The organism is Lysobacter sp. K5869, assembly GCF_018847975.1.
In the GTDB taxonomy this organism is placed as follows: Bacteria; Pseudomonadota; Gammaproteobacteria; order Xanthomonadales; family Xanthomonadaceae; genus Lysobacter.
Genome location: NZ_CP072597.1, coordinates 985,980 through 1,012,314, shown reverse-complemented (window position 1 = coordinate 1,012,314; position 26,335 = coordinate 985,980). Strand labels below are relative to the sequence as shown.

General features: G+C 70.3%; 30 protein-coding genes. 14 read left to right on the top strand and 16 right to left on the bottom strand.

The window, feature by feature from the left end; translation table 11 throughout:
- Positions 1–154: 154 nt before the first annotated feature.
- Positions 155–460: a hypothetical protein gene (locus J5226_RS04365; protein WP_215838641.1), complete on the top strand. Its 306-nt coding sequence runs from the start codon at positions 155–157 to the stop codon at positions 458–460.
- A gap of 144 nt (positions 461–604) precedes the next feature.
- Here J5226_RS04365 and J5226_RS04360 read toward each other — a convergent pair whose 3' ends face one another.
- From J5226_RS04360 to icd, 4 genes are all read right to left on the bottom strand, one after another.
- Positions 605–1,093, bottom strand: a complete 489-nt coding sequence (locus J5226_RS04360; protein WP_215838640.1) for a hypothetical protein — start codon at positions 1,091–1,093, stop codon at positions 605–607.
- Positions 1,090–1,467, bottom strand: coding sequence for a hypothetical protein (locus tag J5226_RS04355; RefSeq protein ID WP_215838639.1), 378 nt, complete (start codon positions 1,465–1,467; stop codon positions 1,090–1,092). The genes J5226_RS04360 and J5226_RS04355 overlap by 4 nt, the downstream gene beginning before the upstream one ends.
- Positions 1,464–1,967, bottom strand: a complete 504-nt coding sequence (locus J5226_RS04350; RefSeq protein ID WP_215838638.1) for a hypothetical protein — start codon at positions 1,965–1,967, stop codon at positions 1,464–1,466. Before J5226_RS04350 ends, J5226_RS04355 begins: the two co-directional genes overlap by 4 nt.
- A gap of 361 nt (positions 1,968–2,328) precedes the next feature.
- Positions 2,329–3,657, bottom strand: coding sequence for an isocitrate dehydrogenase (NADP(+)) (gene icd, locus J5226_RS04345; protein WP_215838637.1), 1,329 nt, complete (start codon positions 3,655–3,657; stop codon positions 2,329–2,331).
- A 208-nt stretch (positions 3,658–3,865) separates the two neighbouring features.
- Between icd and J5226_RS04340 the strand changes: the two genes are divergently transcribed.
- From J5226_RS04340 to J5226_RS04330, 3 genes are all read left to right on the top strand, one after another.
- Entirely contained in the window at positions 3,866–4,174 is a 309-nt protein-coding gene (locus J5226_RS04340; RefSeq protein ID WP_215838636.1) for a hypothetical protein, read from the top strand.
- A 31-nt stretch (positions 4,175–4,205) separates the two neighbouring features.
- Positions 4,206–4,658 (top strand): zinc-ribbon domain containing protein, encoded by a 453-nt coding sequence (locus J5226_RS04335; protein ID WP_215838635.1) that lies wholly within the window; start codon positions 4,206–4,208, stop codon positions 4,656–4,658.
- Positions 4,659–4,791: 133 nt separating this feature from the next.
- Positions 4,792–5,004, top strand: a complete 213-nt coding sequence (locus tag J5226_RS04330; RefSeq protein ID WP_215838634.1) for a hypothetical protein — start codon at positions 4,792–4,794, stop codon at positions 5,002–5,004.
- Positions 5,005–5,029: 25 nt separating this feature from the next.
- Here J5226_RS04330 and J5226_RS04325 read toward each other — a convergent pair whose 3' ends face one another.
- From J5226_RS04325 to J5226_RS04315, 3 genes are all read right to left on the bottom strand, one after another.
- Positions 5,030–5,392: a YkgJ family cysteine cluster protein gene (locus J5226_RS04325; RefSeq protein WP_215838633.1), complete on the bottom strand. Its 363-nt coding sequence runs from the start codon at positions 5,390–5,392 to the stop codon at positions 5,030–5,032.
- A 17-nt stretch (positions 5,393–5,409) separates the two neighbouring features.
- Positions 5,410–5,730, bottom strand: coding sequence for a hypothetical protein (locus J5226_RS04320; RefSeq protein ID WP_215838632.1), 321 nt, complete (start codon positions 5,728–5,730; stop codon positions 5,410–5,412).
- 71 nt (positions 5,731–5,801) lie between these two features.
- On the bottom strand, positions 5,802–6,509 hold the full coding sequence (locus tag J5226_RS04315) for a UPF0149 family protein (RefSeq protein ID WP_215838631.1): 708 nt from the start codon (positions 6,507–6,509) through the stop codon (positions 5,802–5,804).
- Between the two features lie 71 nt (positions 6,510–6,580).
- Here J5226_RS04315 and J5226_RS04310 point away from each other — a divergent pair, with 71 nt between their 5' ends.
- Positions 6,581–6,976, top strand: coding sequence for a YchJ family metal-binding protein (locus J5226_RS04310; protein WP_215838630.1), 396 nt, complete (start codon positions 6,581–6,583; stop codon positions 6,974–6,976).
- Between the two features lie 571 nt (positions 6,977–7,547).
- Here J5226_RS04310 and J5226_RS04305 read toward each other — a convergent pair.
- The 5 genes from J5226_RS04305 to J5226_RS04285 all read right to left on the bottom strand — a co-directional run bounded on the left by J5226_RS04305 (position 7,548) and on the right by J5226_RS04285 (position 13,033).
- A complete protein-coding gene (locus tag J5226_RS04305) occupies positions 7,548–8,054 on the bottom strand; it encodes a hypothetical protein (protein WP_215838629.1) in 507 nt (168 codons plus the stop codon).
- Positions 8,055–8,128: 74 nt separating this feature from the next.
- Positions 8,129–8,437, bottom strand: coding sequence for a LysM peptidoglycan-binding domain-containing protein (locus J5226_RS04300; protein WP_207522477.1), 309 nt, complete (start codon positions 8,435–8,437; stop codon positions 8,129–8,131).
- A gap of 194 nt (positions 8,438–8,631) precedes the next feature.
- Positions 8,632–9,450, bottom strand: a complete 819-nt coding sequence (gene queF / locus J5226_RS04295) for an NADPH-dependent 7-cyano-7-deazaguanine reductase QueF (RefSeq protein WP_215838628.1) — start codon at positions 9,448–9,450, stop codon at positions 8,632–8,634.
- Positions 9,451–9,958: 508 nt separating this feature from the next.
- Complete coding sequence (locus tag J5226_RS04290; protein ID WP_215838627.1) at positions 9,959–11,293, bottom strand: M20 family metallopeptidase; 1,335 nt, start codon at positions 11,291–11,293, stop codon at positions 9,959–9,961.
- Positions 11,294–11,716: 423 nt separating this feature from the next.
- On the bottom strand, positions 11,717–13,033 hold the full coding sequence (locus tag J5226_RS04285) for an amidohydrolase (RefSeq protein ID WP_215838626.1): 1,317 nt from the start codon (positions 13,031–13,033) through the stop codon (positions 11,717–11,719).
- 239 nt (positions 13,034–13,272) lie between these two features.
- Here J5226_RS04285 and J5226_RS04280 point away from each other — a divergent pair, with 239 nt between their 5' ends.
- The 4 genes from J5226_RS04280 (at position 13,273) to J5226_RS04265 (ending at position 14,339) form a co-directional block, all read left to right on the top strand.
- Positions 13,273–13,488: a hypothetical protein gene (locus J5226_RS04280; RefSeq protein WP_215838625.1), complete on the top strand. Its 216-nt coding sequence runs from the start codon at positions 13,273–13,275 to the stop codon at positions 13,486–13,488.
- A 51-nt stretch (positions 13,489–13,539) separates the two neighbouring features.
- On the top strand, positions 13,540–13,761 hold the full coding sequence (locus J5226_RS04275; protein ID WP_215838624.1) for a hypothetical protein: 222 nt from the start codon (positions 13,540–13,542) through the stop codon (positions 13,759–13,761).
- A gap of 56 nt (positions 13,762–13,817) precedes the next feature.
- The gene (locus J5226_RS04270) at positions 13,818–14,039 is read left to right on the top strand and encodes a hypothetical protein (protein ID WP_215838623.1); all 222 of its coding nucleotides are present in this window, start codon (positions 13,818–13,820) and stop codon (positions 14,037–14,039) included.
- Positions 14,040–14,192: 153 nt separating this feature from the next.
- Positions 14,193–14,339 (top strand): hypothetical protein, encoded by a 147-nt coding sequence (locus J5226_RS04265; RefSeq protein WP_215838622.1) that lies wholly within the window; start codon positions 14,193–14,195, stop codon positions 14,337–14,339.
- 224 nt (positions 14,340–14,563) lie between these two features.
- On the opposite strand, the gene J5226_RS04260 is transcribed toward J5226_RS04265, so the two are convergent.
- Positions 14,564–15,565 (bottom strand): aldo/keto reductase, encoded by a 1,002-nt coding sequence (locus J5226_RS04260; protein WP_215838621.1) that lies wholly within the window; start codon positions 15,563–15,565, stop codon positions 14,564–14,566.
- Positions 15,566–15,747: 182 nt separating this feature from the next.
- Between J5226_RS04260 and J5226_RS04255 the strand changes: the two genes are divergently transcribed.
- A complete protein-coding gene (locus tag J5226_RS04255) occupies positions 15,748–16,647 on the top strand; it encodes a LysR family transcriptional regulator (protein WP_215838620.1) in 900 nt (299 codons plus the stop codon).
- Between the two features lie 420 nt (positions 16,648–17,067).
- Positions 17,068–18,417, top strand: a complete 1,350-nt coding sequence (locus tag J5226_RS04250; protein WP_215838619.1) for an APC family permease — start codon at positions 17,068–17,070, stop codon at positions 18,415–18,417.
- A gap of 27 nt (positions 18,418–18,444) precedes the next feature.
- On the opposite strand, the gene J5226_RS04245 is transcribed toward J5226_RS04250, so the two are convergent.
- From J5226_RS04245 to J5226_RS04235, 3 genes are all read right to left on the bottom strand, one after another.
- On the bottom strand, positions 18,445–18,969 hold the full coding sequence (locus J5226_RS04245) for a DUF2569 family protein (protein ID WP_215838618.1): 525 nt from the start codon (positions 18,967–18,969) through the stop codon (positions 18,445–18,447).
- Between the two features lie 75 nt (positions 18,970–19,044).
- Complete coding sequence (locus tag J5226_RS04240) at positions 19,045–20,733, bottom strand: serine hydrolase domain-containing protein (RefSeq protein WP_215838617.1); 1,689 nt, start codon at positions 20,731–20,733, stop codon at positions 19,045–19,047.
- A gap of 109 nt (positions 20,734–20,842) precedes the next feature.
- On the bottom strand, positions 20,843–21,349 hold the full coding sequence (locus tag J5226_RS04235) for a DUF2569 family protein (protein WP_215838616.1): 507 nt from the start codon (positions 21,347–21,349) through the stop codon (positions 20,843–20,845).
- Between the two features lie 458 nt (positions 21,350–21,807).
- On the opposite strand from J5226_RS04235, the gene J5226_RS04230 reads away from it, so the two are divergent.
- From J5226_RS04230 to J5226_RS04220, 3 genes are read left to right on the top strand one after another with little or no spacing between them, the layout of a single operon-like run.
- Positions 21,808–23,490, top strand: a complete 1,683-nt coding sequence (locus tag J5226_RS04230) for an MFS transporter (protein WP_215838615.1) — start codon at positions 21,808–21,810, stop codon at positions 23,488–23,490.
- A 30-nt stretch (positions 23,491–23,520) separates the two neighbouring features.
- The gene (locus J5226_RS04225; protein ID WP_215838614.1) at positions 23,521–24,804 is read left to right on the top strand and encodes an HlyD family secretion protein; all 1,284 of its coding nucleotides are present in this window, start codon (positions 23,521–23,523) and stop codon (positions 24,802–24,804) included.
- Complete coding sequence (locus J5226_RS04220; protein WP_215838613.1) at positions 24,801–26,192, top strand: efflux transporter outer membrane subunit; 1,392 nt, start codon at positions 24,801–24,803, stop codon at positions 26,190–26,192. The genes J5226_RS04225 and J5226_RS04220 overlap by 4 nt, the downstream gene beginning before the upstream one ends.
- Positions 26,193–26,335 lie beyond the last annotated feature (143 nt).

The window sequence follows — 26,335 nt, the reverse complement described above, 5'->3', positions numbered from 1 at the left end:
GGCGCTGGGACGGATCGCGTGAATTGGATCGCTTGAATCGGATTGCTTGAACCGGCTCGCGGCCGCCGTGCACGCTCCGCGCGAAAACGGGTCCGTGCGAAAATGCGCGCCGCCCGCTTCGGCGGTCGTTCGTCAGCTACGGATCGGACTTTCCATGACCCTGTACCGCGCGCTCGCACTGAGCGCTTTCGTCCTCACCCTATCCGCCTGCGCCAAACCTGTGCCGGAAGCCTCGCCGCAAGAAGCGCGCGGGACCTTCATCAGCGCGTGCGAGCGGCGATTGGGAAATCGCACATCGCTCGGCGCCGAGCGCGCCACGCGCTTTTGCGGCTGTTTCGCCGATGCCGCCGTAGCCAAGCACGACTTGAATCGGCTCAATGCGGAAATGGCGTCCGGCAGCGATGAGGCGTTCAAGGCCACGCTCAAGGACGAGTTCGAGCAGTGCAAGCGGCGGATGTAAGTCGCTGCGATGGCTTCGGTCGCTCCCTGTAGGAGCGGCGCGAGCCGCGACCGCGTGACGATGCCTTTCGCCCAAATGGCGATTTCGCTGTTATCGCGAATTCGCGGTCGCGGCTCGCGCCGCTCCTACAGGGGGCGATCGCGACTACGGTCCTTGCTGGTCGGGCATCAACAACACCAGCGGCTCGCACGCCTTCGCCATGCAGCCCCAGCGTCGCACCGTATCGCCGTCGGTCCATGTCGCCGTCGCCGCGGCGTTGATCTCGAAGTCCCACTCGCGTCCCTGCGCGCGCAGGCGGCCCTTGATCGAGCACGGCAGCCAGTAGAACGCGTCGTGGGTGCCGTCCGGGTATTCGCGGCCGGACGCGAAGAACGCCGCGACTTGCCGCTCGTTCAAGCGCCATGCCGCGCAGGCTTCGCGCAGCGCGGGCTCGCGGTTGTTCGGATCGTCGAAGCGGGCGGCATCGACGCGCAGCACGGTCACGGCGGCCGGGTCGTTCGCGGGCGACGAGGCGCAGGCGGCGAGCGTGGCGAGCAGCGAGGCGGCCAGGATCGCGGCGGACGCGCGCCGCGGCGCGCGCAGGAAGGTCGAGGGCCGGTTCGAACCCGGCGGGCATGCGCTAAGCGGTTTCATCGCACCTTCGGAAAGTCGGCGGTCTTGCGCTCGAACGCAGCGCGCGGCAGACCGGTATAGCAGACGAATGCGGCCACCGCCTGTTCGAGGTTGGACACGCGGAAGGTCAGATCGCCGCGGCGCGCTAAGCGCGCGAGCAGCGAATCGTCGGTCAGCCGCTCGCTGCGGAACGCGAATTCGCCCTGGCCGATCGGGCGCGCTTCGAGGAAATCGCGTTCGTCGCGATACAGGCCGATGCCGTGAGCGCGGCCGTGGATCGCGGCCTGCGCCTGCGCCAACAACTCGCCCAGCCGCGCCGTCGGCACCCGGCCCAGCTCCTCGATCGCGCCGTCGTCGTAGGCGCGATAGCCGCGCAGGTCGACGTTCGCGTTCATCGCCCGTCGAGCAGCCGCAACGCGAAGGCTTCGGCTTCCATCGGCTGGCCGAGGCGTTCGGCCGCTTTGCGCCATTCGGTCGGGGCGGGCCCGGCGCTGGCGGGCGCGCCGCCCCACAGCGAGGCGTTGATCGCGAACACCGCCGCGCCGCCGCGCACGCGCATCGGCGGCACCCGCTCCAGCGTCGCGCGCAGCCCGTCGGCGACGGCGGCCGGCAACGCCGGCGCGTAATCCAACCAGACCCGGCGCACCCCGTCGGCGCGCACGGCGACCACGACATAACCCGAAGCCGGCGCGCCGGGCGCGGCCTTGCGCAGGTGTTCCTGCGCGGCGGCGTTGAGCGCCTTGATGTAGTTCGCCAGCGGCTCGGCGCCGTCGACGCGTTCTTGCAGCGCTTCTTGCGGCTGCATCAGCACGATCGAATTGACCGCGTACGGCGCGGCGGCGGACGCGGCTCCGGTCCAGGACATCAGCAGAACGATCCACAGCAGCAAGCGCATGGCGGCGACCTCGCGTCCGGTGTGAGGCGATGCGGCGGTCCGCGCGGCGCGCGGGATTCGTTCCGATCCTAGCGCGAACCCGTGGGAGTGGGCATGCCGGTCGTCGTCCGCTCGCGGTCTCGCGCGTGGTCGCGAGAGACCCCAGTAGGAGCGGCGCAAGCCGCGACCGCGAAACCGCACCTACGCCGGAAGTTTGTGGGCGCGCGATTTTCGCATGGGTTTCGCCGCAAGCGCGGTTTCGCGGTCGCGGCTCGCGCCGCTCCTACAGGGAGCTGGCCACGTATCGAAGCGATCGGGCCGCGCAAAAAAACACGGGGCGCCGAAGCGCCCCGTGCGTTCACAACCTCGAGCCTGAGCCGTTTCAGAGATGCTTGATGATCTCGTCCGCGAACTCCGAGCACTTCACCTCGGTCGCGCCGTCCATCAGACGGGCGAAGTCGTAGGTCACGCGCTTGGAGCCGATGGCCTTGTCCATCGCCGCGATGATCGCGTCGGCGGCTTCGGTCCAGCCCAGGTAGCGCAGCATCATTTCGCCCGACAGGATCACCGAGCCCGGGTTGACCTTGTCGAGGTCGGCGTACTTCGGCGCGGTGCCGTGGGTCGCCTCGAACACGGCGTGGCCGGTCACGTAGTTGATGTTCGCGCCCGGCGCGATGCCGATGCCGCCGACCTGCGCGGCGAGCGCGTCGGACAGGTAATCGCCGTTGAGGTTCAGCGTCGCGGACACGTCGTATTCCTTCGGACGCAGCAGGATCTGCTGCAAGAAGGCGTCGGCGATGGCGTCCTTGATGACCAGACCCGCGCCCGGCTTGCCTTCCGGAATCACGTGCCACGGACCGCCGTCGAGCTCGACCGCGCCGAAGGCTTCGCGCGCGATCTGGTAACCCCAGTCGCGGAAGCCGCCTTCGGTGTACTTCATGATGTTGCCCTTGTGGACCAGGGTCACCGACTTGCGATTGTTCTCGATCGCGTATTCGATGGCCGCGTGGACCAGGCGGGTGGTGCCCAGGAACGACACCGGCTTGATGCCGATGCCGACCTCGACGCCCAGTTCGCGGCGCGGCGCGCCGACTTCGACCAGCGCGTCCTGCCAGGCGTCGATCTTGGCCTGGGTGCCGAAGCGGATCTTGTCGAAGGCCTGCGGGAACTCGGTCTGCAGGAAGTCCAGCACCTTCTTCGAGTCGGCGCTGCCGCCGGCCCATTCGATGCCGGCGTAGATGTCCTCGGTGTTCTCGCGGAAGATCACCATGTCGACGTCGCCCGGCTTCTTGACCGGCGAGGGCACGCCCTCGAACCAGCGCACCGGGCGCAGGCAGACGTACAGGTCGAGCATCTGGCGCAGGGCCACGTTGAGCGAGCGGATGCCGCCGCCGACCGGCGTGGTCAGCGGGCCCTTGATGCTGACGAGGTAATCGCGGCAAGCCTGCACGGTGCCGTCGGGCAGCCAGGTGCCGTAGGTGTTGTTGGCTTTCTCGCCGGCGTAGACCTCCAGCCACTCGATCTTCTTCTGGCCGCCGTAGGCCTTGGCGACCGCGGCATCGAGCACGCGCACCGAGGCGCGCCAGATGTCGGGGCCGGTGCCGTCGCCTTCGATGAACGGGATGATCGGGCGGTCCGGCACGTTCAGGCCGGTCGGGGTCTTGGTGATCTTGGCGCCGCCTGCGGGCGGCGTCGCTACGAACTCGGTCATTACGATCTCCAGTGGGGCCGCCCGTGCGCGGGCGCATGGACGGAGCAGGGTTCCTGCGGCCCGCGGGTGGCGCGACGGGCCGGCCGGCCATTGTCGCGGTTCGGGGGAGGGGAGGCAAAGTGCGGGGTTGGGTCGCTGCGTTGCGGGGGCGCCGGGCGGCCTTGCTATCGTGGCGGCCATCAATGACGGATCGTCGGAAACGGACACGATGAGCACGCAAGATTCGCCCCATGCCCCGCAGTGGCGGGATTACCGCGCGCGCCGGTTCTGGTTCTTCGCCGTGTGGCTCGGCGGCTTCCTCGGCTTGGTGGCCGTGATGTTCGGCGTGTTGCCGCTGATGCCGAAGGCGGTAGCCGGCACGGTCTTCGTCGTGGTCGACCTCGCATGGCTGCTGGGCTGTACGGTAGCGGGGATACGATGGCAGCGGTTTCCCTGTCCGCGTTGCGATCGCCGGTTTCTGTCGTGGCGGCCGTTCTCGCGCCAATGCGGGCATTGCGGTCTGGCCCAGTACGAGTAAGCGGCCCGCGCATCGCGACTGAATCTTTTCCATGTCCAAACGTAAAAACAAAGAGCCAGACGCCGGCGTCGCGGTCGCGCTGGATACGAGTCGGTGGTCGCAAGCAAGCCGCCGTTCCCTGGCTTGCGAACTCGCCGACGATCATTACCTCGACCGGGCATCGACCTGCCGCAACTGCGGCGACGGATTCGTGTTCACCGCGCAACAGCAGCGCGAGGCCTACGAAGTGCGCAAGGCCTATATCTGGCAGCAACGGGTGTTGTGCGCGCCCTGCTGGCGGCAGCGCGTGCATCTGGCCGGCGAGCTCAAGCGCATCCGCTCGCGCTGGGCGCGCGAACGCGCCTGCGTGAAGCGCGATCCGCAAGCGCTGCGGCAGTGGCGGGACGTGTTGGCGCAGCTGCCGCGCTACGGCTTGCGCGAGGATCGCGCGCAGCGCGCGATGGTGGATCGGCTGTTGGCCGCGGCCGAGCGATGCGAGGTTTGAGCGCTCGGCGGTACTCGGTGTCCGAGCGTCGACTTTGCTGCGTCGACAGCGCCATCGCATCGCCGCGCGTTGCCTTATGCTGTGGCGGTTTCAGGCGTGTCCCGCGCCCGAGCGTCGGTTCGGAATTGCGTTGATGGCAAAGATCCTGATGCTACTGATCGGCTTGCTGTTCATCGGCCTGGGCGTGCGCGCGATCCTGACCCGGCGCGCGAATATCGGCTTCCACTTCGGCGATGGCGAACCCGTCGACTCCGACGGCGAGCCGGTGGGCGGATGGGCCGCGATCCTCATTGGCGTGCTGGGCATCGTCGCCGGGCTCAGCATCATCGACCGGTTCGTGTTCTGAGCCGACCGCCGCGCCGCCGCGCGTCTCAGGCGGCGGCCCAGTCCCGCGGCGTCAACGGCGCCATCCCATGCGCCGCTCGCGCCTTGTCGCACTGCGCGCTCGGTGCGCCGTCTTCCCACGCCGGCCTGACCTCGCGACACGGCGAGGGCCGCAACGGATAGATCCCGCAATGCGCGTCGACCGCGACCGCGCCGCGCAATTGCTCGCAGCGCACCGGCGCGCCGCCGTAGGTGCCGCGCATCACCACGCGGTGCGGGTCGAGGATTTCGGTCAGCGCCGAGGGCGTGATGCCGTCGGCGTGCGCGTCGGTCTCGCTCCAGTGGAACGCGACGCGGAAGCTGGCGCAGCAGGCGCCGCAGCGCAGGCACGGGTGGGGGGCGTCGGACATGCGGGCGCGGCCGGAGTTCAGGACTTGTTGTCCCAGTAGACGCACAGCGCCACGACGCTGAGCGCGACGGCGATGCCGCCGAAGCGCTTGATCATCAGCGCGTGCTCGTCGAAACGCTGCGGCTGGACCAAGTACTGCACCGCGCAGCCGGCGAGGTAGCCGGGCAGCGTGGCGAACGCGCCGCCGATCCAGATCCGGTCGAAGGCCGATTCCACCGGCAGCCCGAAGTAGCCGAGGGCGGAACCGGCCAACTGGGTGGCGAACACGGTCAGCGTCAGCGGCCGGATCGGCTCCAGATCCGACCAACTGTAGTGGAATCCATAAGGCGTCTCGCGCATGTCGCCCCTCCCGGGCGGTGTTTCCCCGCGCTTACGCTAGCCGGCGGATGCGACGGGCGCCAGCGCGGGCCTCAGGCCCCGCAGCACTTCTTGAATTTCTTCCCGCTCCCGCACGGACACGGTTCGTTGCGGTCCGGCGTGTCGGCGCGGCGCAGCGGTTCGCGCGGGGTCAGCGCCTCGACCCGGTGGTGCTGCAGGTCGGCGAGCATGCCGGGCAGGCTGGAGACGATCTCCAGGCGCTCGCGGTAGCTGACCGGGGTCGGCGGCGCGGCCGGGTCCTCGCCGAGCACTTCGCCGCTGGCGAGGCGGTCGAACAGGACGAAGATCTCGTCGATCCAGTCGTTCTCGTCGAGCCAGGTTTCCCAAGTGGCCTCGCGCAGTTCGACGCCGCGGAAGAAGCCCAGCGCCCAGTCGCGGCCGACGTCGAGCTCGTCGGGGTGTTCGACATCGGGCTCCTCGGGCAGCCACAGCAGCGGGGCGAGGTGGTCGGGCAGGTCGTCCTCGCCGTGGCGCACGCGCGCGCTGACCATGTTCCAGTGGCCGATCAGCAGCGCCTGGACCTGCGCGGCCTCGGCCTCGTCGCTCCAGCGCGGCTCCTTGCCGCCCCACACCGCCGGCTGCCATTCGGCCGGGGCCGGGTGCTCGGGGCCGACCACCAGGGCCGAGAGGTAGCCGTCCAGGGCCTCCAGGTTGAAACCCTTGTACGGCACGGCGCGCTGGTCGAGCAGGTCGGCCAGGCGTTCGATCTGGTCGTCGTCGAGGTAGGCGGGGGCTTTCATGGCGGCGCTCGTGGGGGGCAACGGGGCGTGCATGGTAGTCGCAAGCGCGTCGCCGCGGCGAAAATACCGCCATGACCGCTCGAATCGCCCCGCCCGCCGCCTGCCCTTGCGACCCCTCGCGCCGTTACGCCGCCTGCTGCGGGCCGCTGCACGCCGGACAGGCCGCGGCCAGCGCGCAGGCGCTGATGCGCTCGCGCTACAGCGCCTATGCGCTGGGCGACCTGGAGTACCTGCGCGCGAGCTGGGCCGCGCAGACCTGCCCGGACGACCTGGAGTTCGACCCGTCGGTGCGCTGGCTGGGCCTGGACGTGAAGCGCCAGCGCGAGGACGGCGACGCGGCGATGGTGGAGTTCGTCGCGCGCTATCGCATCGGCGGCGGCAGCGCGGTGCGCTTGCACGAGGTGAGCCGGTTCGCGCGCGTCGAGGGGCGCTGGGTGTACGTCGACGGCGAATTCCCCAGCGCCTGAAACATCGCGACGGCGCCCTGTAGGAGCGGCGTGAGCCGCGACCGCGAAAATCGAACGGCGGCGAAACCCGGATCGGGTGTGCGTCGTCGTCGCCTCGATTTCGTACTAGCGCCGGTTTGCGAGGTTCGCGGTCGCAGCTTGCGCAGCTCCTACCGTCGGAGACGAACCATCCGAAGTCCCTGTAGGAGCGGCGCGAGCCGCGACCGCGAAAACCGAACTGCGGCGAAACCCGGATCGGGCGTGCGTCGTCGTCGCCTCGATTTCGCGCTTGCGCCGGTTTGCGAGGTTCGCGGTCGCAGCTTGCGCAGCTCCTACCGTCGGAGACGAACCGTCCGAGGTCTCTGTAGGAGCGGCGCGAGCCGCGACCGCGACATCCCAGTTACGACGAAATTTTCGATGTTTTCTTATCGACGCCAGCGTTCGCACGGAAGCCCCGTTTGCCTCGCCGCCGCAGATTCGCGGCCGCAGCTCGCGCCGCTCCTGCAGCGAGCGAACGCCGCATCGCGCGAACAAAAAAAGGGCGCGGCCGTGAGGCCGCGCCCGGGCTTGCCCGCCCTTCAGGCGGAGAGGCTTACTTCTTGACCTCGAATTCCTTGCTCTGCACGACGTTGCCGTCCTGCGAGATTTCGACCTTGTACTTGCCTTCCGGGAAACCCTTCGGGCTGTTGATGTTGAACTCGGTCACGCCGCCGTTGGTGGCCTGCACGTCGACCGCCGGATCTTCCTTGACGGTCTGGCCATCCTGGTAGGTCCACTTGGCGGCGAGCTTGGTCGCCACAGTGGCGGCCGGATCGGAGGTGGTGGTGCCGACCGACGCGTAGATGGTGTCCTTCGGCTTGAACGTGGTCGAAGCGGCGGTGACCTTCTTGTCGGCGCCGACGGCGTTGCCCAGATCCAGGCTGGCGACGGTCGCGGTGGCGGCGACAGGCGCCGGAGCGGGCGCCGGGGCCGGAGCCGGGGTTTCCGCGGCCGGCGGCGGGGTCGGCGCCGGCTCTTCCTTCTTCTTGCAGCCCGCCAGCGCCAGCGAGGCGACCAGGGCGGCGGCGACGGCGTACGTGGTGCGATTGCGGATCAGCATGGTGGATCTCCTTGGAAAGACGATGAAGTGGAAAGCGTCGCGGCGCGCGCACGCGCCTCGTCGTGGACGGTGCGTCAGTCGTTGACGGTCGGAATCTTCAGGATCTGGCCGGGCTGGATCTTGTCGGGATCGTCGAGCTGATCGCGATTGGCCTCGAAGATCGCATTCCACTTGCTCGCCTTGCCGTAGAACTCTTTGGCGATGTGCGACAGCGTGTCGCCCTTCTGGACCGTGTAGGTCTGTTGGCCACCGCCGGTGATCTCGTCGGTCGAGCTCACGCCGCTCTGGACGTCGCTGAAATCGGCTTTCTCTTTGATTTCGTCGGTGCTCGACACACCGCTTTGCACATCGGAAAAATCGGCTTTCTTGTCCGGGGTAGTCATGGGTAGAGGGCTCCTGCCGTGTTGGCGGGGGCAACATGACATGGCGCTTGTTAAAAAGACATAGCGCTTGTGTGAACGTTGATGACGAATCTGAATGGGGGTATGACGGCCTCAAGGCCGTTCCCGGCCGGCGCGGTGCGCCGGCGTCGTCGCCGGGCACCGGCCGTATGCCCGGCCGGTGCCGCGAAAGCGGCTTACTGGCGCTCGTCGCGGCCGGCGGCCGGCGCGCTCAGGCCCGGGCTGCCGCGCCAGGGATTGATGTCCAGGCCGCCGCGGCGGGTGTAGCGCGCTTCCACCGACAGCCACTGCGGACGGGCGATGCGGCTGAGGTCGGCGTGGATGCGCTCCACGCACTGCTCGTGGAATTCGGCGTGGTCGCGGAACGAGACCAGATAGCGCAGCAGACCGGCGCGGTCCAGGCGCGGGCCGCGGTAGGCGATCACCACGCGCGCCCAGTCGGGCTGGCCGGTGACCGGGCAGTTCGACTTGAGCAGGGCCGAACTCAGGGTTTCCTCGACGATCTCGCCGGCGTCGGCGGACAGGTGTCCGGCGTTGGGCGGGCCGTAATCGTCGATGGCGACGTCGAGGCCGTCGATGGACTGCGCGCCGTCGGTGCCGGTTGCGCCGATCGGCGGCAGCCCGAACGCGACCGCGACCGGCGCGCCGGCGGCGGCGCTGAGGTCGCGGACGATGGCGTCGAGCACCGCGTCCGCGCTGTCGAAACGGCTGGAATTGAAGGAGTTCAGGTACAGCTTGAGCGACTTGGATTCGATCAAATGCGGCGAGGTCGCCGGCACCGACAGCGTCGCGGTGGCGACATGCGGCTTGCCGTGCGCGTCGAGCCAGCTGAGTTCGTAGGCGTGCCAGCGGTCGTGGCCGACGAACGGCGGGGCGGCGTCGTCCACGCCGATGTGCTCGCGGCCGAGCGCGCGCGCGATGGGGAACAGCAGCGAGGCGTCGTACTCGCGCGGGTAATCGACGTGGCGGCCGAGGGGGAGTTCGTGGGAGGTCATAGCGGCATTTTAGCCGCTGGGGCCGGGCGCCGCTTCGGGCCAGCGCCGGCCGGCGGGGTCGCGGTCGCAGCTTGCGCAGCGCCTACAGCCGGAAACGAACCGGCCGAAGCTCCTGTAGGAGCGGCGTGAGCCGCGACCGCGAAAATTCAGCTGCGCCGAAACCCGGATCGGGCGTACGGCCGCGCAGCCTCGACTTCGCGCTTGCGCCGGTCGGCGAGGTTCGCGGTCGCAGCTTGCGCAGCGCCTACAGCCGGAAACGAACCATCCGAAGCCCCTGTAGGAGCGGCGCGAGCCGCGACCACGAAAATTCAGCTACGCCGAAACCCGGATCGGGCGTGCGGCCGCGCAACCTCGACTTCGCGCTTGCGCCGGTCGGCGAGGTTCGCGGTCGCAGCTTGCGCAGCTCCTACAGTCGGATACGAACCGGCCGAAGCCCCTGTAGGAGCGGCGCGAGCCGCCACCGCGAAAATTCAACTACGCCGAAACCGCGATCGAGCGAAAAACCGAATCACCCCGCCTTCGGCGCATTCAAATAATCCAGCGTCACCTGCAAGATCGCCCGCAGCCCCAAATCCAGCGAGCTTTCGTCGAGCTTGAACTTCGGCGAGTGGTTGCTCGGCGCCGTCGCCGGATCCACGCCCTTTTCGGTCGCGCCGACGAAGAAGAACATCGCCGGCACTTCCTTGGCGTAGTAGGAGAAATCCTCCGCGCCCATCACCAGCGGCATCTCGACCACGTTGGCGTCGCCGGCCACGGCCTTGAGGCTGGGCAGCATGCGCGCGGTCAGCGCGGGGTCGTTGTAGGTGACCGGGTTGCCGTCCTGATCCGGCACCTGTGCCTCGGCGTGCGCGCCGTGCGCGGCGCTGACGTGTTCGGCGACGTTCTTGAGGTCCTTGAAGATCGCCTGACGCATGCCTTCGTCGAAGGTGCGGATGGTGCCGATCATTTCCACGTCGTCGGGAATGATGTTGTAGCGGATGCCGCCCTTGATCGCGCCGAAGCTCACCACCGCCGGCAGCTTGGCGATGTTGGTGCGGCGGCTGACGATGGTCTGCGCGCTGCCGATCACGTCGGCCGCGGCGACGATGGGATCGACGCCGGCCCACGGCGCTGAGCCGTGGGTCTGGCGGCCCTTGATCTTGATGCTGAAGCGGTCGGACGCGGCCATCAGCGGGCCGCCGCGCACGCCGAGCTGGCCGGCGTTCAAGGTCGAGAACACGTGCAGGCCGAACACCGCTTCGGGTTTGTAGTCCTTGAACAGGCCTTCCTTGAGCATCAGCGAAGCGCCGCCTTCCTCGTTGGCCGGCGCGCCTTCCTCGGCCGGCTGGAAGATCAGCATCACCTGGCCGGGCAGGTCTTTCTTCATCGCCACCAGCGCGTCGGCGACGCCGAGCAGGATGCCGGTGTGGGCGTCGTGGCCGCAGGCGTGCATCACCCCGACGGTCTCGCCGCGGAAGCTGGCGGTGGCCTTGGATGCGAACGGCAGATCGACCTGCTCGCTGACCGGCAGCGCGTCCATGTCGGCGCGCAGGGCGATCTTCGGGCCGGGCTTGCCGCCTTCGATGATCGCCACCACGCCGTGCTTGGCGATGCCGACGCGCGGCTTGAGCCCGAGCTTGCGCAGGTGCTCGGCGACCTTGGCCGCGGTGCGTTCCTCGCGGTTGGACAGCTCCGGGTTCTGGTGGAAGTCGCGGCGCCAGGCGACCACGTCGGCCTTGACCTTGGCCGCGGCGCTGGCGACCTCCGGGCGCTCGCCCGGCCCCTGGGCGGCGGCGGCGAGCGGCAGGGCGAGGGCGGACAGGCTCAGGGCGCAGCGCAGCGCGACGGACAGCGGACGCTTCATCGACTTCGACTCCGGCGGGAAAGTCCCGATGCTAGCCGAAGGCGGGCGGGGCGGCTGCGCGACTTTGGTGGGTCGGCGGAGGCGGGGCTGGCGGGGTGGGGGCGGCGTGAGCCGCGACCGCGGTGCCTGGCTTGCGACGCGGTTGAGGAACCGCGGTCGAACGCGCGATCCCGGGTTTCGTCGCAAGCGAGGTGTCGCGGTCGCGGCTCGCGCCGCTCCTACAGGGGCTTCGGCTGGTTCGTATCCGACTGTAGGAGCTGCGCGAGCTGCGACCGCGACATCGCAGAGACGGCGCCAGCACGAAGTCGAGGCGGTGCGGTCGGCCGCGCGATCCGGGTTTCGTCGCAAGCGAGATGTCGCGGTCGCGGCTTACGCCGCTCCTACACGGGATCGCCGGGTAGCGCGGGATCGGCCCGGGCGCGATCAATCCTGCGTCGGCGCGCCCTGCAAATAATCCAACGCCACCTGCAGCATCGCCCGCGTCCCGACCTCCAATGCGCCTTCGTCGAGCATGAAATTCGGCGAGTGGTTGATCGGCGCCTTGGCCGCGTCGCTGCCCTCCGCGGTCGAGCCGACGAAGAAATAAAACCCGGGCACGGTGTTGGCGAATTGCGAGAAATCCTCCGCCACGGTCACCAACCCCGATTCGACCACGTTGGCCTCGCCCGCCGCGCGCCGCAGCGACGGCAGCGCGCGCCGGGTCAGCGCGGGGTCGTTGATCGTGGCCGGCGCGTTGTTGACCACGGCCAGCTCGGCGCTGGCGCCGGCGGCGTGGGCGTAGTCGTCGGCGGTGCGGCGCAGGCGCGCGATCACGTCCTCGCGCACGGCCGGGTCGAAGGTGCGCAGGGTGCCGACCAGCTTGGCTTCGTCGGGAATGATGTTGAAGCGCACGCCGCTGTTGAACTGGCCGGCGGTCAACACCACCGGGGTCGCGGCGATGTTGACCTGACGCGCGATCATGCTTTGGCTGGCAAGCAGGATCTGTGCGCCGACGGTGATCGGATCGACGCCGTCCCACGGCCGCGAGCCGTGGGTCTGCTTGCCGCGCACGGTCAGGCTCCATTCGTCGGCGCTCGCGAGCATCGGGCCGCTGCGGTAGCCGATCTGACCGACGTTGAGGCCGGCCCACACGTGCAGGCCGAACACCGCGTCGGGTTTGAAATCCTTGAACAGGCCTTCGTCGAGCATCAGCTTGGCGCCGAAGGGTTCGCCCGCGGTCGGCGGGCCTTCCTCGGCCGGCTGGAACACGAACATCACCTCGCCCGGCAGTTGCTCCTTCTGCGCCGCCAGCGCGGTGGCGACGCCGAGCGCGATGGCGACGTGCGCGTCGTGGCCGCAGGCGTGCATCACCCCGACCGGCTGGCCGCGATAGTCGGCGGTGACTTTGGACGCGAACGGCAGACCGGCCGGCTCGGTCACCGGCAGCGCGTCCATGTCGGCGCGAATGGCGATGCGCGGGCCGGGCTTGCCGCCCTTGAGCACGGCGACCACGCCGGTTTGGGCGATGCCGGTGCGCGGCTTGAGGCCGAGCTTGCGCAGCTGTTCGGCGATCAACTGCGCGGTGCGCACTTCGTGCTGGCCGAGTTCGGGATGCTGGTGGATGTCGCGGCGCCACGCGGTGACCTGGGTCTGCACCGACTGCGCGGCGTGCACGACCGCGGCCGGGTCGGCGTTCTGAGCGAAGGCGCAGGGCGCGAAGACAAGCGCGGCGACGGCCAGCGGGCGGACGAGACGGGGCATTGCGGAACTCCGGCGCGGTGAGGACGGGGGGCGGCGTTCGCAGCGATGCGCGCGTCGGCGGCATCGGCGCGAACCCCGCCCCGATGCTAAGGCCGAAGCCGGGCCGCGGATACCCGCCGCCCCGCGCAACACCGCGTTGCAACGGTGCGTGCGGACGTGAATGCAGTCACAAGCGGGGCCGGCGCCGGCGCGCATGCTGGCCGCGGCCGATCCGGCCGACGACCCAGGAGGAGGTTCGTATGCGTTCGATTGTTCGCCACCCGCGGGTGTTGCTCGCCGCGTTCGTGTTCGCCGCCGGTTTCGCCGGCAGTTCGGCCGCGGCGTGGAGTTGCCGCGATTGCATGGACCTCTACAACCAATGCATGGCCCAGCCCGACGCGGATCAGGCCGTCTGCGCGCGCACCCACAACCAGTGCGCGCAGCCGCTGAACTGTCCGCTGATGCCGGAATTCTGAGGCGTCTCGCCCAGACCGGCCGTATCCATCACGACCAAGGAGAAGGTTCGTATGCGTTCGATTCGCCACAAGACCCTGTTCGCCGCCGCATTCGCGTTCGCCGCCGGTTTCGCCACCGTCGCCGGCGCGGTTCCGGCGCGTTGCGCGCCGTGCCGGCAGATCTACGACGACTGCATGGCCGGGCCCAACCCGAGCTACGAGGTCTGCGCTCGCCAGTACAACGAGTGCGTTCCGCCCGGCTGCGTACTGATGCCGTTGCCGCTGGATCCCTGAGCCGCATTGCGCCGGACTTCGGCGCCCTTACTTCCACGACCAAGGAGCAGGTTCGTATGCGTCCGATTCGCCGCCGCCTCACCGTGTTCGTCGCCGCGTTCGTGTTCGCCGCCGGTTTCGCCGGCACCGCCGCGGCCGGCAGTTGCTGGGATTGCCTGCAGATCTACAACGACTGCATGAACGAGCCGGGCACCACGCAGAGCCAATGCGCGCACCGCCACAATCTGTGCGCCCAGCCGATGAACTGTCCGCTGATGCCGGAATCCGGGATCGACTAAGCGCGGCTCCTGCGGGCGCGCCGCGGCGCGCTCACAGGCTTGGGCGTGCGGTGGTGGGCCGGCGTCGTTGGAACGGAGCGGTTTCTGCGGCGGCGGTGCCGCGGCACCTGCAATCCGTGGCGGACGCCGGCGTACACGTAGTTCGCCGCCGCCGTGCATCACGGCCTGGATGCGTGGCGGTTGCAGCTCAACGCCGGCAACTTTAGCGACAAGGAATACGTGCCGGTCTGCAGCAGCGCGGCATGGCGTTACTGCGGGTATCTGCGCGCGGCTACGGCGTCGCTGCGGTATCGCTGGTGAGGTTTCGAAACACGGTTGCGGCCGATGGTCGGGGTGGCCGGGTTTCGTCGTAGTTGGGTTGTCGCGGTCGCGACTTGCGTCGCTCCTACAGGGAGGATCGATGCGGCGGCGCAGCGGCTGTAGCAGCGACGCGAGTCGTGGCCGCGCGGCGACAGATCGCGCCGCAGCCGCATTGCGCCGAAAAAACGGGACGCAGCGTCGCCGCTGCGTCCCGCGGGCGCGGCTCAGCGACCGATCATCGCCATGCCTGCTTCGGTGTAGCGGTCGCCCGCCACCGCGCCGGGGGCGAACACCGCGTTGAGCGTGGCCAGTTCGTCGGCCGACACGACCACGTCCACTGCGCCGAGGTTGTCGTCGAGGTACTTGCGGCGCTTGGTGCCCGGGATCGGCACGATGTGCTCGCCCCGCGCCAACACCCAAGCCAGCGCCAGCTGCGCCGGCGTGCACTGCTTGTCCGCGGCCATCGCCTTGACCTGCTGCGCGAGTTCCAGGTTGCGGGCGAAGTTGTCGCCCTGGAAACGCGGCGTGCTCAGACGGAAATCGTCGCTGCTGAGCGTGCCGGCGTCGGTGATCGCGCCGGTGAGGAAGCCGCGGCCGAGCGGGCTGTAGGGGACGAAGCCGACGCCCAGGCGTTCGCAGGTTTCCAGCACGCCGTTGGTTTCCGGGTCGCGGGTCCACAGCGAGTATTCGCTCTGCACCGCGGTGATCGGATGCACGGCTTGGGCGCGTTCCAGCGTCTGCGCGGACGGCTCGGACAGGCCGAGGTAACGCACCTTGCCCTGGCGCACCAGGTCGGCCATCGCGCCGACGGTGTCCTCGATCGGCACGTTCGGATCGACGCGGTGTTGGTAATACAGATCGATGTGATCGGTGCGCAGGCGCTTGAGGCTGTCCTCGACCGCGCTGCGCACGTACTCGGGGCGGCCGCTGATGCTGCGCACGGCGGGGTTGGCCGGGTCGGGCACGAAGCCGAACTTGGTGGCCAGGAACACCCGGTCGCGGCGGCCCTGCAGGAACCCGCCGAGCAGGACTTCGTTGGTGTGCGGGCCGTAGATGTCGGCGGTGTCGAGGAAGCTCACGCCGCGCTCCAGCGCGCGTTCGAGCGTGGCCAGCGATTCGCCCTCGTCGGCGGCGCCGTAGGCGAAGCTCATGCCCATGCAGCCCAGGCCGAGCGCGGACACGGTGGGGCCGTTGCGGCCGAGGCGGCGGGTCGGAAGCGTAGTCATTGCGGCGGTTCTCCATGATCGGGGGGAGAGACAGGACGCGGCGGGTGGGGGTCCGCCGCGGCGCCCGGCGAGGGCGTGCAGGCACTGTAGGCCCGCGCGATTGCGCGAAAAATCGGCTCAGTCCTCATGCGTTATGAAGATTTTCTTCATAATTGCCGGCAGTCCCCGCCGGAGCCGCCGCGATGGCCGCCCATCCCCTGCCCGCCGTGCTCGGCTTCGCCCGGGTCGCCCACTTCGGCAGCTTCACCCGCGCCGCGGCCGAGCTGGAGGTCTCGCCCTCGGCGCTGTCGCAGAGCGTGCGCGCGCTGGAGGCCCAGCTCGGCGTGCGCCTGCTCAACCGCACCACCCGGCAGGTCGCGCTGACCGAGCATGGGGCGCGCTTTCTCGAACGCATCCAGCCCGGGCTGGCGCAGATCCAGGCCGCCTTCGACGACCTCGACGACGTCCGCCACCGCCCGACCGGGCGCCTGCGCATCAACGTCGGGCGCACCGCGCTGCGGATCATGATCGAGCCGCACCTGCCGGCGTTCATGGCGCGCTACCCGGAACTGGAAGTGGAGCTGTTCGCCGACGACACGCTGGCCGATCTGGTCGGCGAGGGCTTCGACGCCGGCATCCGCCTGGGCGAAAGCCTCGCCCGCGACATGGTCGCGGTGCCCATCGGCGGGCCGCAGCGGCAGGTGATCGTCGGGGCGCCCGCGTATTTCGAGCGCCATCCGCCGCCGCGCACGCCGCGCGATCTGGCCGAGCACGACTGCATCCGCCTGCGCCTGCCCGGGGCGCGGCGTTTGTATCCGTTCGAGTTCAGCCGCGACGGGCGCGATTTCGACGTCGAGGTGAGCGGGCGGCTGATCCTCAACGACAGCGCGCCCATCCTGTCGGCGGCGCGCGCGGGGCTGGGCTTGGCGCAGGTGTTCGAGCCCCTGGCGCGCGCCGATCTGCGCGAGGGGCGGCTGGTGGCGGTGCTGTCGGACTGGCTGGCGCCGTTTCCGGGGTTCTACGTCTATTACCCGGCGCGCAAGCAGTTGCCGATGAAGCTGCGGGTGTTCGTGGATTTCCTGCGCGAGCAGGCGTGGGAGTGAGGCGGGTGGCGTCGTAGGCGCGGTGTCGCGGTCGCGGCTTGCGCCGCTCCTACAGGGAGCGACCGCGGCTCATGTAGGAGCGGCGTAAGCCGCGACCGCGTAATGGCCGGTCGCGACGCAAACGCGGTTCCCGCCCCGCACGCCGATGACGCTGCGGGTGTTCGTGGATTTCTTGCGCGAGCAGGCGCGGGAGTGAGGCGGGATGCGTCGTAGGCGCGATGTCGCGGTCGCGGCTTGCGCCGCTCCTACAGGGAGCGACCGCGGCGCACGAAGTCCCCTTGTAGGAGCGGCGCAAGCCGCGACCGCGCAACGGCCGGTCGCGACGCAAACCCCATACCCGAATGCCGCTCCCGCACCCCCCACGGCCCTCGCATTTGCCCCCGCCGCATGCGAGGCTGCCGCGACCGCTGGGGAGCCGCCATGACCGACGCCGCATCCGCCGTCCCGCAGGCCGCGCCGCCGCCCAAGGCGCTGCACGGCGACGCCGCGCTGGTGCGCGCGCTCGGGCCGTTCCAGCTCGGCGCGTCCATCGTCAACATCATCGTCGGCGCCGGCATCTTCATGTTGCCGGCGTTGTTGTATGGGCGGCTCGGCGCCAGCGCGCCGCTGGTGTTCGTGGCCGGGGCGCTGGCGATCGTGCCGATCGCGCTGTGCTTCGCCGCGGTCGGCAGCCGCGCCGCGGCCACCGGCGGGCCGTACACCTTCGTCGGTGCGGCGTTCGGGCCGTTCGCCGGTTTTCTCGCCGGCGCGCTGATGTGGGTGTGCAACACCTCCTCCAGCGCCGGCGTCGCCGCGGCGCTGGCCGAACAGGCCGGCAACGCCTGGGCCGCGCTGCGCGAGCCGCTGCCGCGCGCGGCCTTCATCGCCGCCGTCTACGCCGCGCTGTTCGCGCTCAACGCGTTCGGGGTGAAGCTCGGCGCGCGCATGATCGTATTGCTGGCCACGCTCAAGCTCGCGCCGCTGTTCGCGTTCGCCGGCATCGGCCTGCTGTTCGTCGACTGGAGCCAGCTCGGCGCCGCCGCGTGGCCGACCTGGGGCGCGCTGGGCTCGTCGATGGTGCTGGTGGTGTTCGCCTACTCGGGCATGGAAACCGCGCTGGTGCCGACCGGCGAAGTGCGCGATCCGGCGCGCCACGTGCCGCGCGCGACGCTGTCGGCGATCGTGCTGGTGGTGTTGCTCTACATCGGCATCCAATTGGCCTGTCAGGCCGCGCTCGGCGCGCGCCTGGACGGCAGCGGCGCGCCGGTCGCCGACGCCGCCGGCGCGCTGTGGGCGCCCGCGCACGGTCTGCTGCTGGCGACCGCGGGCGTGTCGATGACCGGCTTCCTGATGGGCAACCTGTTCTCGTCCTCGCGCCTGCTGTTCGCGCTCGGCCGCGACGGCTACCTGCCGGCCGCGTTCGGCCGCGTCGACGCGCGCTACCACGTGCCGCGCGTGGCCCTGTTCGCGCACGCCGGCATCGCCTTGGCCTTGGCGCTGATCGGCAATTTCGAAACCCTGGCGCTGATTTCCGGCGGCGCGATCTGCCTGCTGTTCGCCGCGGTCTCGGTCGCGGCGTGGCGCGCGCAGGCGCGCGACCTGCGCGGCGCCGGCGAGCCGTTCCGGCTGCCCGGCGGCAGCTGGCCGATGCCGCTGCTGGCGGTCGCGGTGATGGCGGCGATCCTGGCGACGATGACCCTGGCGCAGTGGCTGGCCATCCTCGTGTCGTTGTCGGCGCTGGTGGCGCTGTACGGATTGCTCGCGCTGCGGCGGCGAGGCGCGGCGCGCTGATCGAAACCCAGCCGCGCCGGACGCAGGTCAGCGCTCGCGGGCGGAAAATGTATTGCGGATGCGTTCGGACTTGAGCGCGTAGGCGATCCAGCCGCCGTTCCACAGCAGCTCCGTGGCGAGCAAGGGCGCTACGTACAACATGTCTTCGGGGCGCTCGAACGCCAGGGACATCCAGAACGTCGCGGCGACGACGATGTTGGCGACCAGCCAGGCGACCAGCGCGCGCGGGAACCGCGGCGACCTGAGCCACATCAGCGCCAGCACCGTCAGTTTGGCCGCGAACAGCACGGCGATGGCGACCAGCAGGCACTGCGCGCGGATCATCGCGGCGCCGGTGGGGGCGTGCGAGGAGCCGATCATCGCCAGGATCAGGGTGAACGTCGCGGCGCTGACCGCCAGCCACGCCAACAGCACGACCGCGAACACCGCCAGCCAGCCGCCGAGTCCCTGCGGGCGCGGCCGCGGCAGGCCTGAGCCGGCCTGCGCGAACGCCGGGTCGGCCGGTGTCCCGCCGCTGGCCGGCAGGCGCCGATAAGGATCCACCTTGTCCATGCCCGTTCGCTCCCGTTTCCGTTCGTATGCCCGGCGGCGGCGATCACGATAACCCGTTGCGCGCGCCGGCCGGCCTCAGCGGCGCTTGCAGCGCAGATCGCGCGCGCGGCCGGCGTCGAGCGAAACGGCCTCGATGGCGCCGGCGGCGTCGCGCAGGAACCGCAGCGTCACTCCGCCCTGGGTGAAGCTGTCGCGTTCCAGCGGATCCAGCCGCACCGGCGCCAAGCGCGGGTCGGCTTGATGCAGGGCGCCGTCGATCACGCTCAAGCGGTAGTCGCGGTCGAGCTCTTCGCAGCGGTAGTCGCCGGCGTAGGCGGCGAGCGCGGCGGCGTCGGGGCGGGCGGTGGCGATTTGCTCGAAGTCGGTGCGTTCGCCGCCGGCGAGCTGGGTCGCCACGCGCGGGCGGCCGCGGCCGGGGTCGCGGAACGACAGGCCCGCGATCGGCCCGCCGTCGACTTCGTATTCGTCGCGGCCGACCGGGCGCAGCGGGAAGCTGTCGCCGAAGGCGTGCAGTTCCAGCGCGCCGTCGCTCCATTCGACCCGGCGCAGGCTGCCGGTGTTGGGGTTGCGGTAGACGCCGGCCCAACGCTGCATCGCCGCCGCCGGCACCGCCGCGGTGGGGCGCGCGCCGCTCGCCGCGCCGGGCTCCGGCGGCAGGCCCAGCCACACTTCGGCGGTGCGCTGGGCCAGGGTTTCGGTGTCGGCCGCGGCCACGTTGCACAGTGTCGCCACCGACAGATGCCGCTCGGGATAACGCAGCAGCTGCGCGCGATAGCCGCCCCAGGCGCCGCCGTGCGAGACCGTCTTGAGCCCGCGGTGTTCGCCGATCATCAGCCCCAGCGCGTACTCGATGGATTCGCCGTTGGCGAGCCGGCCGGGCTGTTGCAGGCGGGCGAGAAAAGCGGCGTCGCCGACGACCGGGCGATAGAAGTTCTCGTCCCAGCGCTGCAGGTCGCCGACCGTGGTCAGCACCGAACCGTCGCCGACCTGATCCCAGTTCGGCAGGTCGATGCGGTAGCGCTCGATGCCGGTCGGCGGCGTCTGCCCGGCCGGCACTTCGGCGCGGCCGTAAGCGCTGGCGCGGCCGCGCACCGGCAAGGTGTGGTCGTCGCGGAAGCGGGTGTCGCGCATGCCCAGCGGCTCGAAGATGCGTTCGCGCGCGAACTGCGCCAGCGGTTTGCCGGACACGCGCTTGACCACTTCGGCGGCGAGGAAATAGCCGGTGTTGCTGTAGACGTACTCGCTGCCCGGGGCGAAGTTCAGCGCCTTCTGCTTCGACAGCAGGTCCAAAGTCTGGCGGTCGCTGCTGTAGTCGTCGAAGGCGATGCCGGCGAGCAGTTGCACGTCGATGTAGTCGCGCAGGCCGCTGGTGTGGTGCAGCAGGTGGCTCAGGGTGACGGTGGGGCCGTAGTCGGGCAGCTCGGGCACGTACTTGCGCACGTCGTCGTCGAGCGACAGCTTGCCGTCGCGTTCCAGCAGCACCAGCGCGGCGGCGGTGAACTGCTTGGAGGTCGAGCCGATGTCGAACACGGTGTCGGCGCCGATCGGCACGCCGAGTTCCAGATTGGCCTGCCCGTAGCCTTTGCGGAACGCGACCGCGCCGTCGCGGTACACCGCCACGCCGCAGCCGGGCGTGTCGGGGTGGTTCCATTGGGCGAAGACGCGGTCGGTGCCGGCTTCCAGTTCGGCGGGCGTGGCGGCGACGGCGGCGAAACTCGCGGCGGCGAGCGCGAGCGCGGCGGCCAGGGGGCGCAAAGCGTGCATGGCGTGTCCTTACGGGTGCGCGGCGGGGGCCGGCCACTATAGGCAGCGCGCGAGAGGGTGCTGCGTGGCGGAAGTCACGCAATCGTGTCGCACGAACGTGCGGACACGCTCAGGGACGCGGTTGCACGAAGGTGTTTTTCACCCGCTTGGACAGCAACGCATAAGCCGCCCACCCGCCGTTCCACACCGCCACGCGCACGAGCGACATCGCTACCGGCACGCCTTCGCCGCTGGGGTCGGCGCGCACGCTCAGCCACAAGGCGACGAAGGTGGCGATCGCGTCCACGACGAGCCAGGCGATGAGCGCGCGCACGAACATCTGGGATTTCAAGAAGAACAACGCCAACGCCGCGAGGTTGAACGCGCTCAAGACGCTGTTGGCCGCCGTATGGAACATCAGGGCGGTGTGCTTGGCCGGCGACAGGCCGGCAGCGTCGAGCAAACCGAAGCTGGTGACCGCAAGCCAGGCTCCGGCGATCAGGGACCACACCATCAGAAAGCCCAGCACGATCAGCCAGCCGCCCAGGCCTGCGGGCTTGCGTTCGCGCTCGCCGCTCGTCGAGAGATCGGTTCGAGCCGCGTTAGGTTCGCGTCGGTACGGATCGTCCTCTTGCATGGGCATCCCTTCGCGCGGCGACTCCGGCATCTCCTTGAAGTCGGACGCGACCGCACCGGCACGATAACCGCAAAAGGCGCACCGTCACATCCCCGCGACGCACGACCCGCACCATAGCCGCACAGGGGGAAAGCGACTCGAACGGACAGATCAGCCGCCTCGCGCGAACTTGATCGTTGACCGGCCGGTGTTGCCTACTAATCCGTCGCAACGTCAACGCCTGCGGGAGCCGCGCGCCTGCCATGGCCAGCACCGCCGCCACCGCCGTGTCCGATTCCGCAACCGCCTCCGCCAGCCCCGTCGCCGCAAGGCCGGGCGCCGCCGCGCCTTCTTCCGCCTCGGCGCCGGGCCCGTTCGGGCCCAGCAAGCCTGCGGCCGCGCCGGGCCACGCCGACGACGGCGCGGGAGCCCCGCCTTCGCCGCCGCCCGGTCCGCCCGCCGCGCCAGCGCCGGCGCCGATGCCGCCCTGGCGCATGGCCGCGTTCGTGGCGATCTCGCTGCTGCTCGGCCTGACCCAAAGCCTGGGCATGAACCTGGTCGCCTCCAACCTGCCGCAGGTGCAGGGCGCGCTCGGCGCGACCACGGCCGAGGGCGCGTGGCTGCTGACCGCCTACTTCGCCACCAACATCCCCGCCAGCCTGCTGCTGACCAAGTTCCGCCTGCACTACGGCCTGCGCCTGTTCGCCGATCTGGCGATCGGCTTGTTCGTGGTCGCCGCGGTGGTGCATCTGGTCGCCAACGACCTCAGCTCGGCCATCGCCGCGCGCGCCGCGCTCGGCATCGCCGCCGCGCCGCTGAGCTCGCTGACCGTGCTGTACATGGCCGAGGTCTTCAGCGGCGCGAAGAAAGTGATCGGCCTGATGTTCGGCTTCGCCGCGCTGCAGACCGGCGCGCCGGTGTCGCGGATCATCGCCGAAGGCCTGTTCCTCAACGGCCAGTGGCACGGCGTGGTGATGTTCGAGCTGGGGCTGGCGCTGGCCTGCTTCGCCGCGATCAACCTGCTGCGGGTCACGCCGGTGCCGCGCCAGCCGATGTTCGACGGCTTGGACATCGTCAGCTTCCCGCTCTACGCCGCCGCCATCGCGCTGGTCACCGTGGCGCTGACCCAGGGTCGCCTGCGCTGGTGGCTGGACACGCCGTGGCTCGGCCAGTGCCTGGCCGTCGCGGCGGTGTGCGCGGGTGTGTTCGTGGTGGTGGAGATGAACCGCTCCAAGCCCATGGTCAACCTGCGCTGGCTGCTGCACGGCGGCTACATGGTGCGGCTGGGGCTGGCGATCACGCTCTCGCGCATGGTGCTGTCGGAGCAATCGGTCGGCGCGGTCGGCCTGCTCAACGTGCTGGGCCTGCTCAATGAACAGATGCATACGCTGTTCTGGCTGGTGCTGCTGGGCACCATCGCCGGCTTCGTGGTGACCCTGCCGTTCCTGCCCAAGCAGCGCTTCGATTGGCTCGGCCTGATCGCGGTGGCGATCGTCGGCGTCTGCGCGTACGTGGACTCGCACGCGACCAACCTGACCCGGCCGGAAAATTTCTATCTCACCCAGTTCCTGATCGCGATGGCGGCCTCGATGTTCCTGGCCTCCTCGATCCTGCTGGCGCTGGTGCGCGTAGTCGCTGACGGGCTGCGCAATCTGGTCACCTTCATCGTTTTGTTCAGCACCACCAACGCGCTCGGCGGCCTGCTCGGCTCGGCGGTGCTCGGCACCTATCTGGCCCAGCGCCAGACCGCGCATTACCAACACCTGATGCAGCAGGCCACGCTCGGCGACCCGCAGGTGGCGCTGCGCACCCAGCAGCTCGGCGGCGCGGTCGCGCGCGTGCTCGGCGACGGCGGCGCGCGCGCCAACCAGGGGCTGGTCTCGTTCAATCAGCAAGTCACCCGCGAAGCCTGGGTGCTGGCCTACAACGACGTGTTCCTGGCGGTGGCGTGGCTGGCCGCGGCGGTGCTGATCTGGGTGCTGCTGCTGAAGTGGCATCTGTGGCGGCGCGGCCACACCGTGATCAGCTTCGCCTCGCAGGTGCCCGGCCCGTTCGGCCCGCCGGCCGCGGCGGCGCCGCTGTTCCAGGACAGCCGCGACGCCGCGCCCACGCCGCCTGCGCTGCAATCGCCGCCGCCGGCTCCCGTTCCCACCCGTGCCTGATCTCCCCCGCCCTGACCCGAAGGACGCCCCATGCCGCTGAAGACGCCCTTCAAATCCAAAGCCACCGTGCCGGCGCTGCTGATCATGCTGCTGGCGGTGCTGGTGATCCTCTACGCGTGGCGGCTGTGGCCGTTCTCCAGCGCGCGCCAGACCACCGAGAACGCCTACGTGCGCGGCAGCGTCACCGTGATCGCGCCCAAGGTCGACGGTTACGTCGCCCAGGTGCGGGTGCAGGACTACATGCTGGTCAAGGCCGGGCAGGTGCTGGTCGAACTGGACGCGCGCAACTACCGCCAGCGCGTCGATCAGGCCCGCGCCAATCTGGCCGCGCAGGACGCCAACCTCGCCAACTCGACCCAGGCCCAGCGCGTGCGCGAGGCCGCGGTGGCGAACGTCGAGGCCCAGCTCAAGGCCGCGCAGGCCAACCTCGCCCGCGCCCAGGCCGATATGCGCCGCGCCGAAGCCTTGGTCGGCGACGGCTCGCTGTCCAAGCGCGAACGCGACCAAACCCTGGCCGCGCTGCGTCAGGCCGAGGCCTCGATGGGCCAAGCCCAGGCCGCGCGCCGCTCGGCCGACGAGGACGTGCGTTCGGTGATCGTCAACCGCGACGCGCTGAGCGCGGCCGTGGCCAACGCGCGCGCCGCGCTGCGGCTGGCCGAGATCGATCTGGCCAACACCCGCATCCAGGCGCCGCAGAACGGCCGCCTGGGCGAGATCGGCGTGCGCCTGGGCCAGTACGTCACCCCCGGCACCCAGCTCATGCAGCTGGTGCCGCACCGGGTGTGGGTGGTGGCGAACTTCAAGGAGTCGCAGACCGCGCGCATTAAGCCCGGGCAGGCGGCGTGGTTCCGCGTCGACGCGCTCGACGGCAAGACCTTGCGCGGGCGGGTCGAGCGGATCTCGCCGGCGACCGGTTCGGAATTCAGCGTGATCAAGACCGACAACGCCACCGGCAACTTCACCAAGGTCGCGCAGCGCCTGCCGGTGCGGATCGCGTTGGAGCCCGGGCAGGACGAGGCCGAACGCGAACTCGCCGCGCGCCTGCGCCCGGGCATGTCGGTGGAAGCCACCGTCGACACCGCCAGCGCCGTGGACGAAGCCGCCGTGCATCGCGCCGAACAGGCCGCGGCGGCGGATGCGGCGCGCGACGCGTCGGTGCCGGCGTTGCAGGCGGACGATGCGGCGGCGCGGCCGGGTGCGAAAGACTCGTCGCAGAATCCGGTTCCGCCGGGCGATGCGTCGCCGAACGGCGCGCCGCCGGGCAGCGCGCTGCCGAAGGACGCGCCGTCCAATAGTGCGAGCCCGGCCCGATGAATTCGCCGCGCACCCTCGCCCGCATCGCCCTGCTCGGCGCGGCGACCGCGCTGCTCGGCGCCTGCGTCACCGTCGCCCCGCCGCCGTCGATGGACGCGCCGCCCGCGGCGTGGCGCGACGCGCCCGGCGCCGGCATCGCCGTGCAGCGCGACTGGTGGCGCGGCTACAACGACCCGGCGCTGTCGCAGTTGGTCGACACCGCGCTCGAACACAACACCGACCTGCGTCTGGCCGCGGCGCGCGTCGCCGAAGCGCGCGCGCTGCTCGACGCGCAGGGCGCGCAGCAGTGGCCGACGCTGGATCTGGCCGGCAGCGCCACGCGCGCGCGCAGCGTCGGCGCGGCGACCGGGCGGCCGAATCTGTCGACGGTCAGCCAGCCGCAGTTCCAGGCCGCGTACGAAGTCGATCTGTGGGGCCGCCTGAGCTCGCTCACCGACGCGGCCCGCGCCAACCTGCTCGCCAGCCAGACCGGCGCCGACAGCGTGCGTTTGAGCGTCGCCGCGACGGTGGCCTCGGGGTATCTCGGCCTGCGCGCCAGCGACGCGCGCCTGGACGTGGCGCGGCGCACCCTGGCCTCGCGCGAGAACGCGCTCAAGCTCGCCCAGCGCCGCTACGACACCGGCTACACCTCGCGCCTGGAACTGGCGCAGGCGCAGGCCGAATACCGCGCCACGGCGCAGGTCGTGCCGCAGTTGGAATTAGCGATCCGGCGCCAGGAAGACGCGCTGTCGGTCTTGCTCGGCCGCGCGCCGCAGCCGATCGAGCGCGGCAAGCCGTTGGCCGAGATCGCCGCGCCCGCGCTGCCGGCCGCCGGCGTGCCTTCGCAGTTGCTGCGGCGCCGGCCCGACATCGCCCAAGGCGAAGCGCAGATCGCCGCCAGCGACGCCAACCTCGCCGCGGCGCGCGCGCAGTTGTTGCCGACGCTGCGTCTGACCGGTTCGCTCGGCAGCCTCGAATCGAGCCTGCTGCACGGCGACCCGATCCGGGTGTGGAGCGTCGGCGGCAGCGTGCTGGCGCCGCTGTTCAACGCCGGCCGCCTGCGCGCGGGCGTGCACGCGAGCGCGGCGCGGCGCGATCAGGCGGTGCTGGGCTATCAGAAGACCGTGCTGACCGCGTTCGCCGAAGTCGAGGACGCGATGGCGGCGATCGCCTACCTGCGCGAACAGCGCGAACAAGCGCTGCAACAGCAGCAGGCCTTGGCCGAAGCGCTGCGGATCGCGCACAACCGCTACAACGAAGGCTATGCCTCGTATCTGGAAGAACTCGACGCGCAGCGCAATCTGTTCAATGCCGAACTGACCGCGCTGCAGTTGCAGGGCGATGCGCTGACGGCGGAGGTGAATCTCTACAAAGCGCTGGGCGGCGGCTGGGAGGCCGCGTCGCGGTAAGCGGCGTCGCGGTCGATTCGAGCGCATCGACCCTGCGGAACCTGCCGCGAGAATCGTTGGAAGACATGAGCCGTGTTCGCGCGAGAACCTCGGGCTCGATGCCGGTCCTCGTTATTCACAATGCGCGGGCGCCGTGCGCCGCG

Coding starts and splice junctions, on each gene's coding strand:
- J5226_RS04365 (WP_215838641.1), top strand. CDS start 155: ATGACCCTGTACCGCGCGCTCGCACTGAGCGCTTTCGTCCTCACCCTA.
- J5226_RS04360 (WP_215838640.1), bottom strand. CDS start 1,093: ATGAAACCGCTTAGCGCATGCCCGCCGGGTTCGAACCGGCCCTCGACC.
- J5226_RS04355 (WP_215838639.1), bottom strand. CDS start 1,467: ATGAACGCGAACGTCGACCTGCGCGGCTATCGCGCCTACGACGACGGC.
- J5226_RS04350 (WP_215838638.1), bottom strand. CDS start 1,967: ATGCGCTTGCTGCTGTGGATCGTTCTGCTGATGTCCTGGACCGGAGCC.
- icd (WP_215838637.1), bottom strand. CDS start 3,657: ATGACCGAGTTCGTAGCGACGCCGCCCGCAGGCGGCGCCAAGATCACC.
- J5226_RS04340 (WP_215838636.1), top strand. CDS start 3,866: ATGAGCACGCAAGATTCGCCCCATGCCCCGCAGTGGCGGGATTACCGC.
- J5226_RS04335 (WP_215838635.1), top strand. CDS start 4,206: ATGTCCAAACGTAAAAACAAAGAGCCAGACGCCGGCGTCGCGGTCGCG.
- J5226_RS04330 (WP_215838634.1), top strand. CDS start 4,792: ATGGCAAAGATCCTGATGCTACTGATCGGCTTGCTGTTCATCGGCCTG.
- J5226_RS04325 (WP_215838633.1), bottom strand. CDS start 5,392: ATGTCCGACGCCCCCCACCCGTGCCTGCGCTGCGGCGCCTGCTGCGCC.
- J5226_RS04320 (WP_215838632.1), bottom strand. CDS start 5,730: ATGCGCGAGACGCCTTATGGATTCCACTACAGTTGGTCGGATCTGGAG.
- J5226_RS04315 (WP_215838631.1), bottom strand. CDS start 6,509: ATGAAAGCCCCCGCCTACCTCGACGACGACCAGATCGAACGCCTGGCC.
- J5226_RS04310 (WP_215838630.1), top strand. CDS start 6,581: ATGACCGCTCGAATCGCCCCGCCCGCCGCCTGCCCTTGCGACCCCTCG.
- J5226_RS04305 (WP_215838629.1), bottom strand. CDS start 8,054: ATGCTGATCCGCAATCGCACCACGTACGCCGTCGCCGCCGCCCTGGTC.
- J5226_RS04300 (WP_207522477.1), bottom strand. CDS start 8,437: ATGACTACCCCGGACAAGAAAGCCGATTTTTCCGATGTGCAAAGCGGT.
- queF (WP_215838628.1), bottom strand. CDS start 9,450: ATGACCTCCCACGAACTCCCCCTCGGCCGCCACGTCGATTACCCGCGC.
- J5226_RS04290 (WP_215838627.1), bottom strand. CDS start 11,293: ATGAAGCGTCCGCTGTCCGTCGCGCTGCGCTGCGCCCTGAGCCTGTCC.
- J5226_RS04285 (WP_215838626.1), bottom strand. CDS start 13,033: ATGCCCCGTCTCGTCCGCCCGCTGGCCGTCGCCGCGCTTGTCTTCGCG.
- J5226_RS04280 (WP_215838625.1), top strand. CDS start 13,273: ATGCGTTCGATTGTTCGCCACCCGCGGGTGTTGCTCGCCGCGTTCGTG.
- J5226_RS04275 (WP_215838624.1), top strand. CDS start 13,540: ATGCGTTCGATTCGCCACAAGACCCTGTTCGCCGCCGCATTCGCGTTC.
- J5226_RS04270 (WP_215838623.1), top strand. CDS start 13,818: ATGCGTCCGATTCGCCGCCGCCTCACCGTGTTCGTCGCCGCGTTCGTG.
- J5226_RS04260 (WP_215838621.1), bottom strand. CDS start 15,565: ATGACTACGCTTCCGACCCGCCGCCTCGGCCGCAACGGCCCCACCGTG.
- J5226_RS04255 (WP_215838620.1), top strand. CDS start 15,748: ATGGCCGCCCATCCCCTGCCCGCCGTGCTCGGCTTCGCCCGGGTCGCC.
- J5226_RS04250 (WP_215838619.1), top strand. CDS start 17,068: ATGACCGACGCCGCATCCGCCGTCCCGCAGGCCGCGCCGCCGCCCAAG.
- J5226_RS04245 (WP_215838618.1), bottom strand. CDS start 18,969: ATGGACAAGGTGGATCCTTATCGGCGCCTGCCGGCCAGCGGCGGGACA.
- J5226_RS04240 (WP_215838617.1), bottom strand. CDS start 20,733: ATGCACGCTTTGCGCCCCCTGGCCGCCGCGCTCGCGCTCGCCGCCGCG.
- J5226_RS04235 (WP_215838616.1), bottom strand. CDS start 21,349: ATGCAAGAGGACGATCCGTACCGACGCGAACCTAACGCGGCTCGAACC.
- J5226_RS04230 (WP_215838615.1), top strand. CDS start 21,808: ATGCCGCCCTGGCGCATGGCCGCGTTCGTGGCGATCTCGCTGCTGCTC.
- J5226_RS04225 (WP_215838614.1), top strand. CDS start 23,521: ATGCCGCTGAAGACGCCCTTCAAATCCAAAGCCACCGTGCCGGCGCTG.
- J5226_RS04220 (WP_215838613.1), top strand. CDS start 24,801: ATGAATTCGCCGCGCACCCTCGCCCGCATCGCCCTGCTCGGCGCGGCG.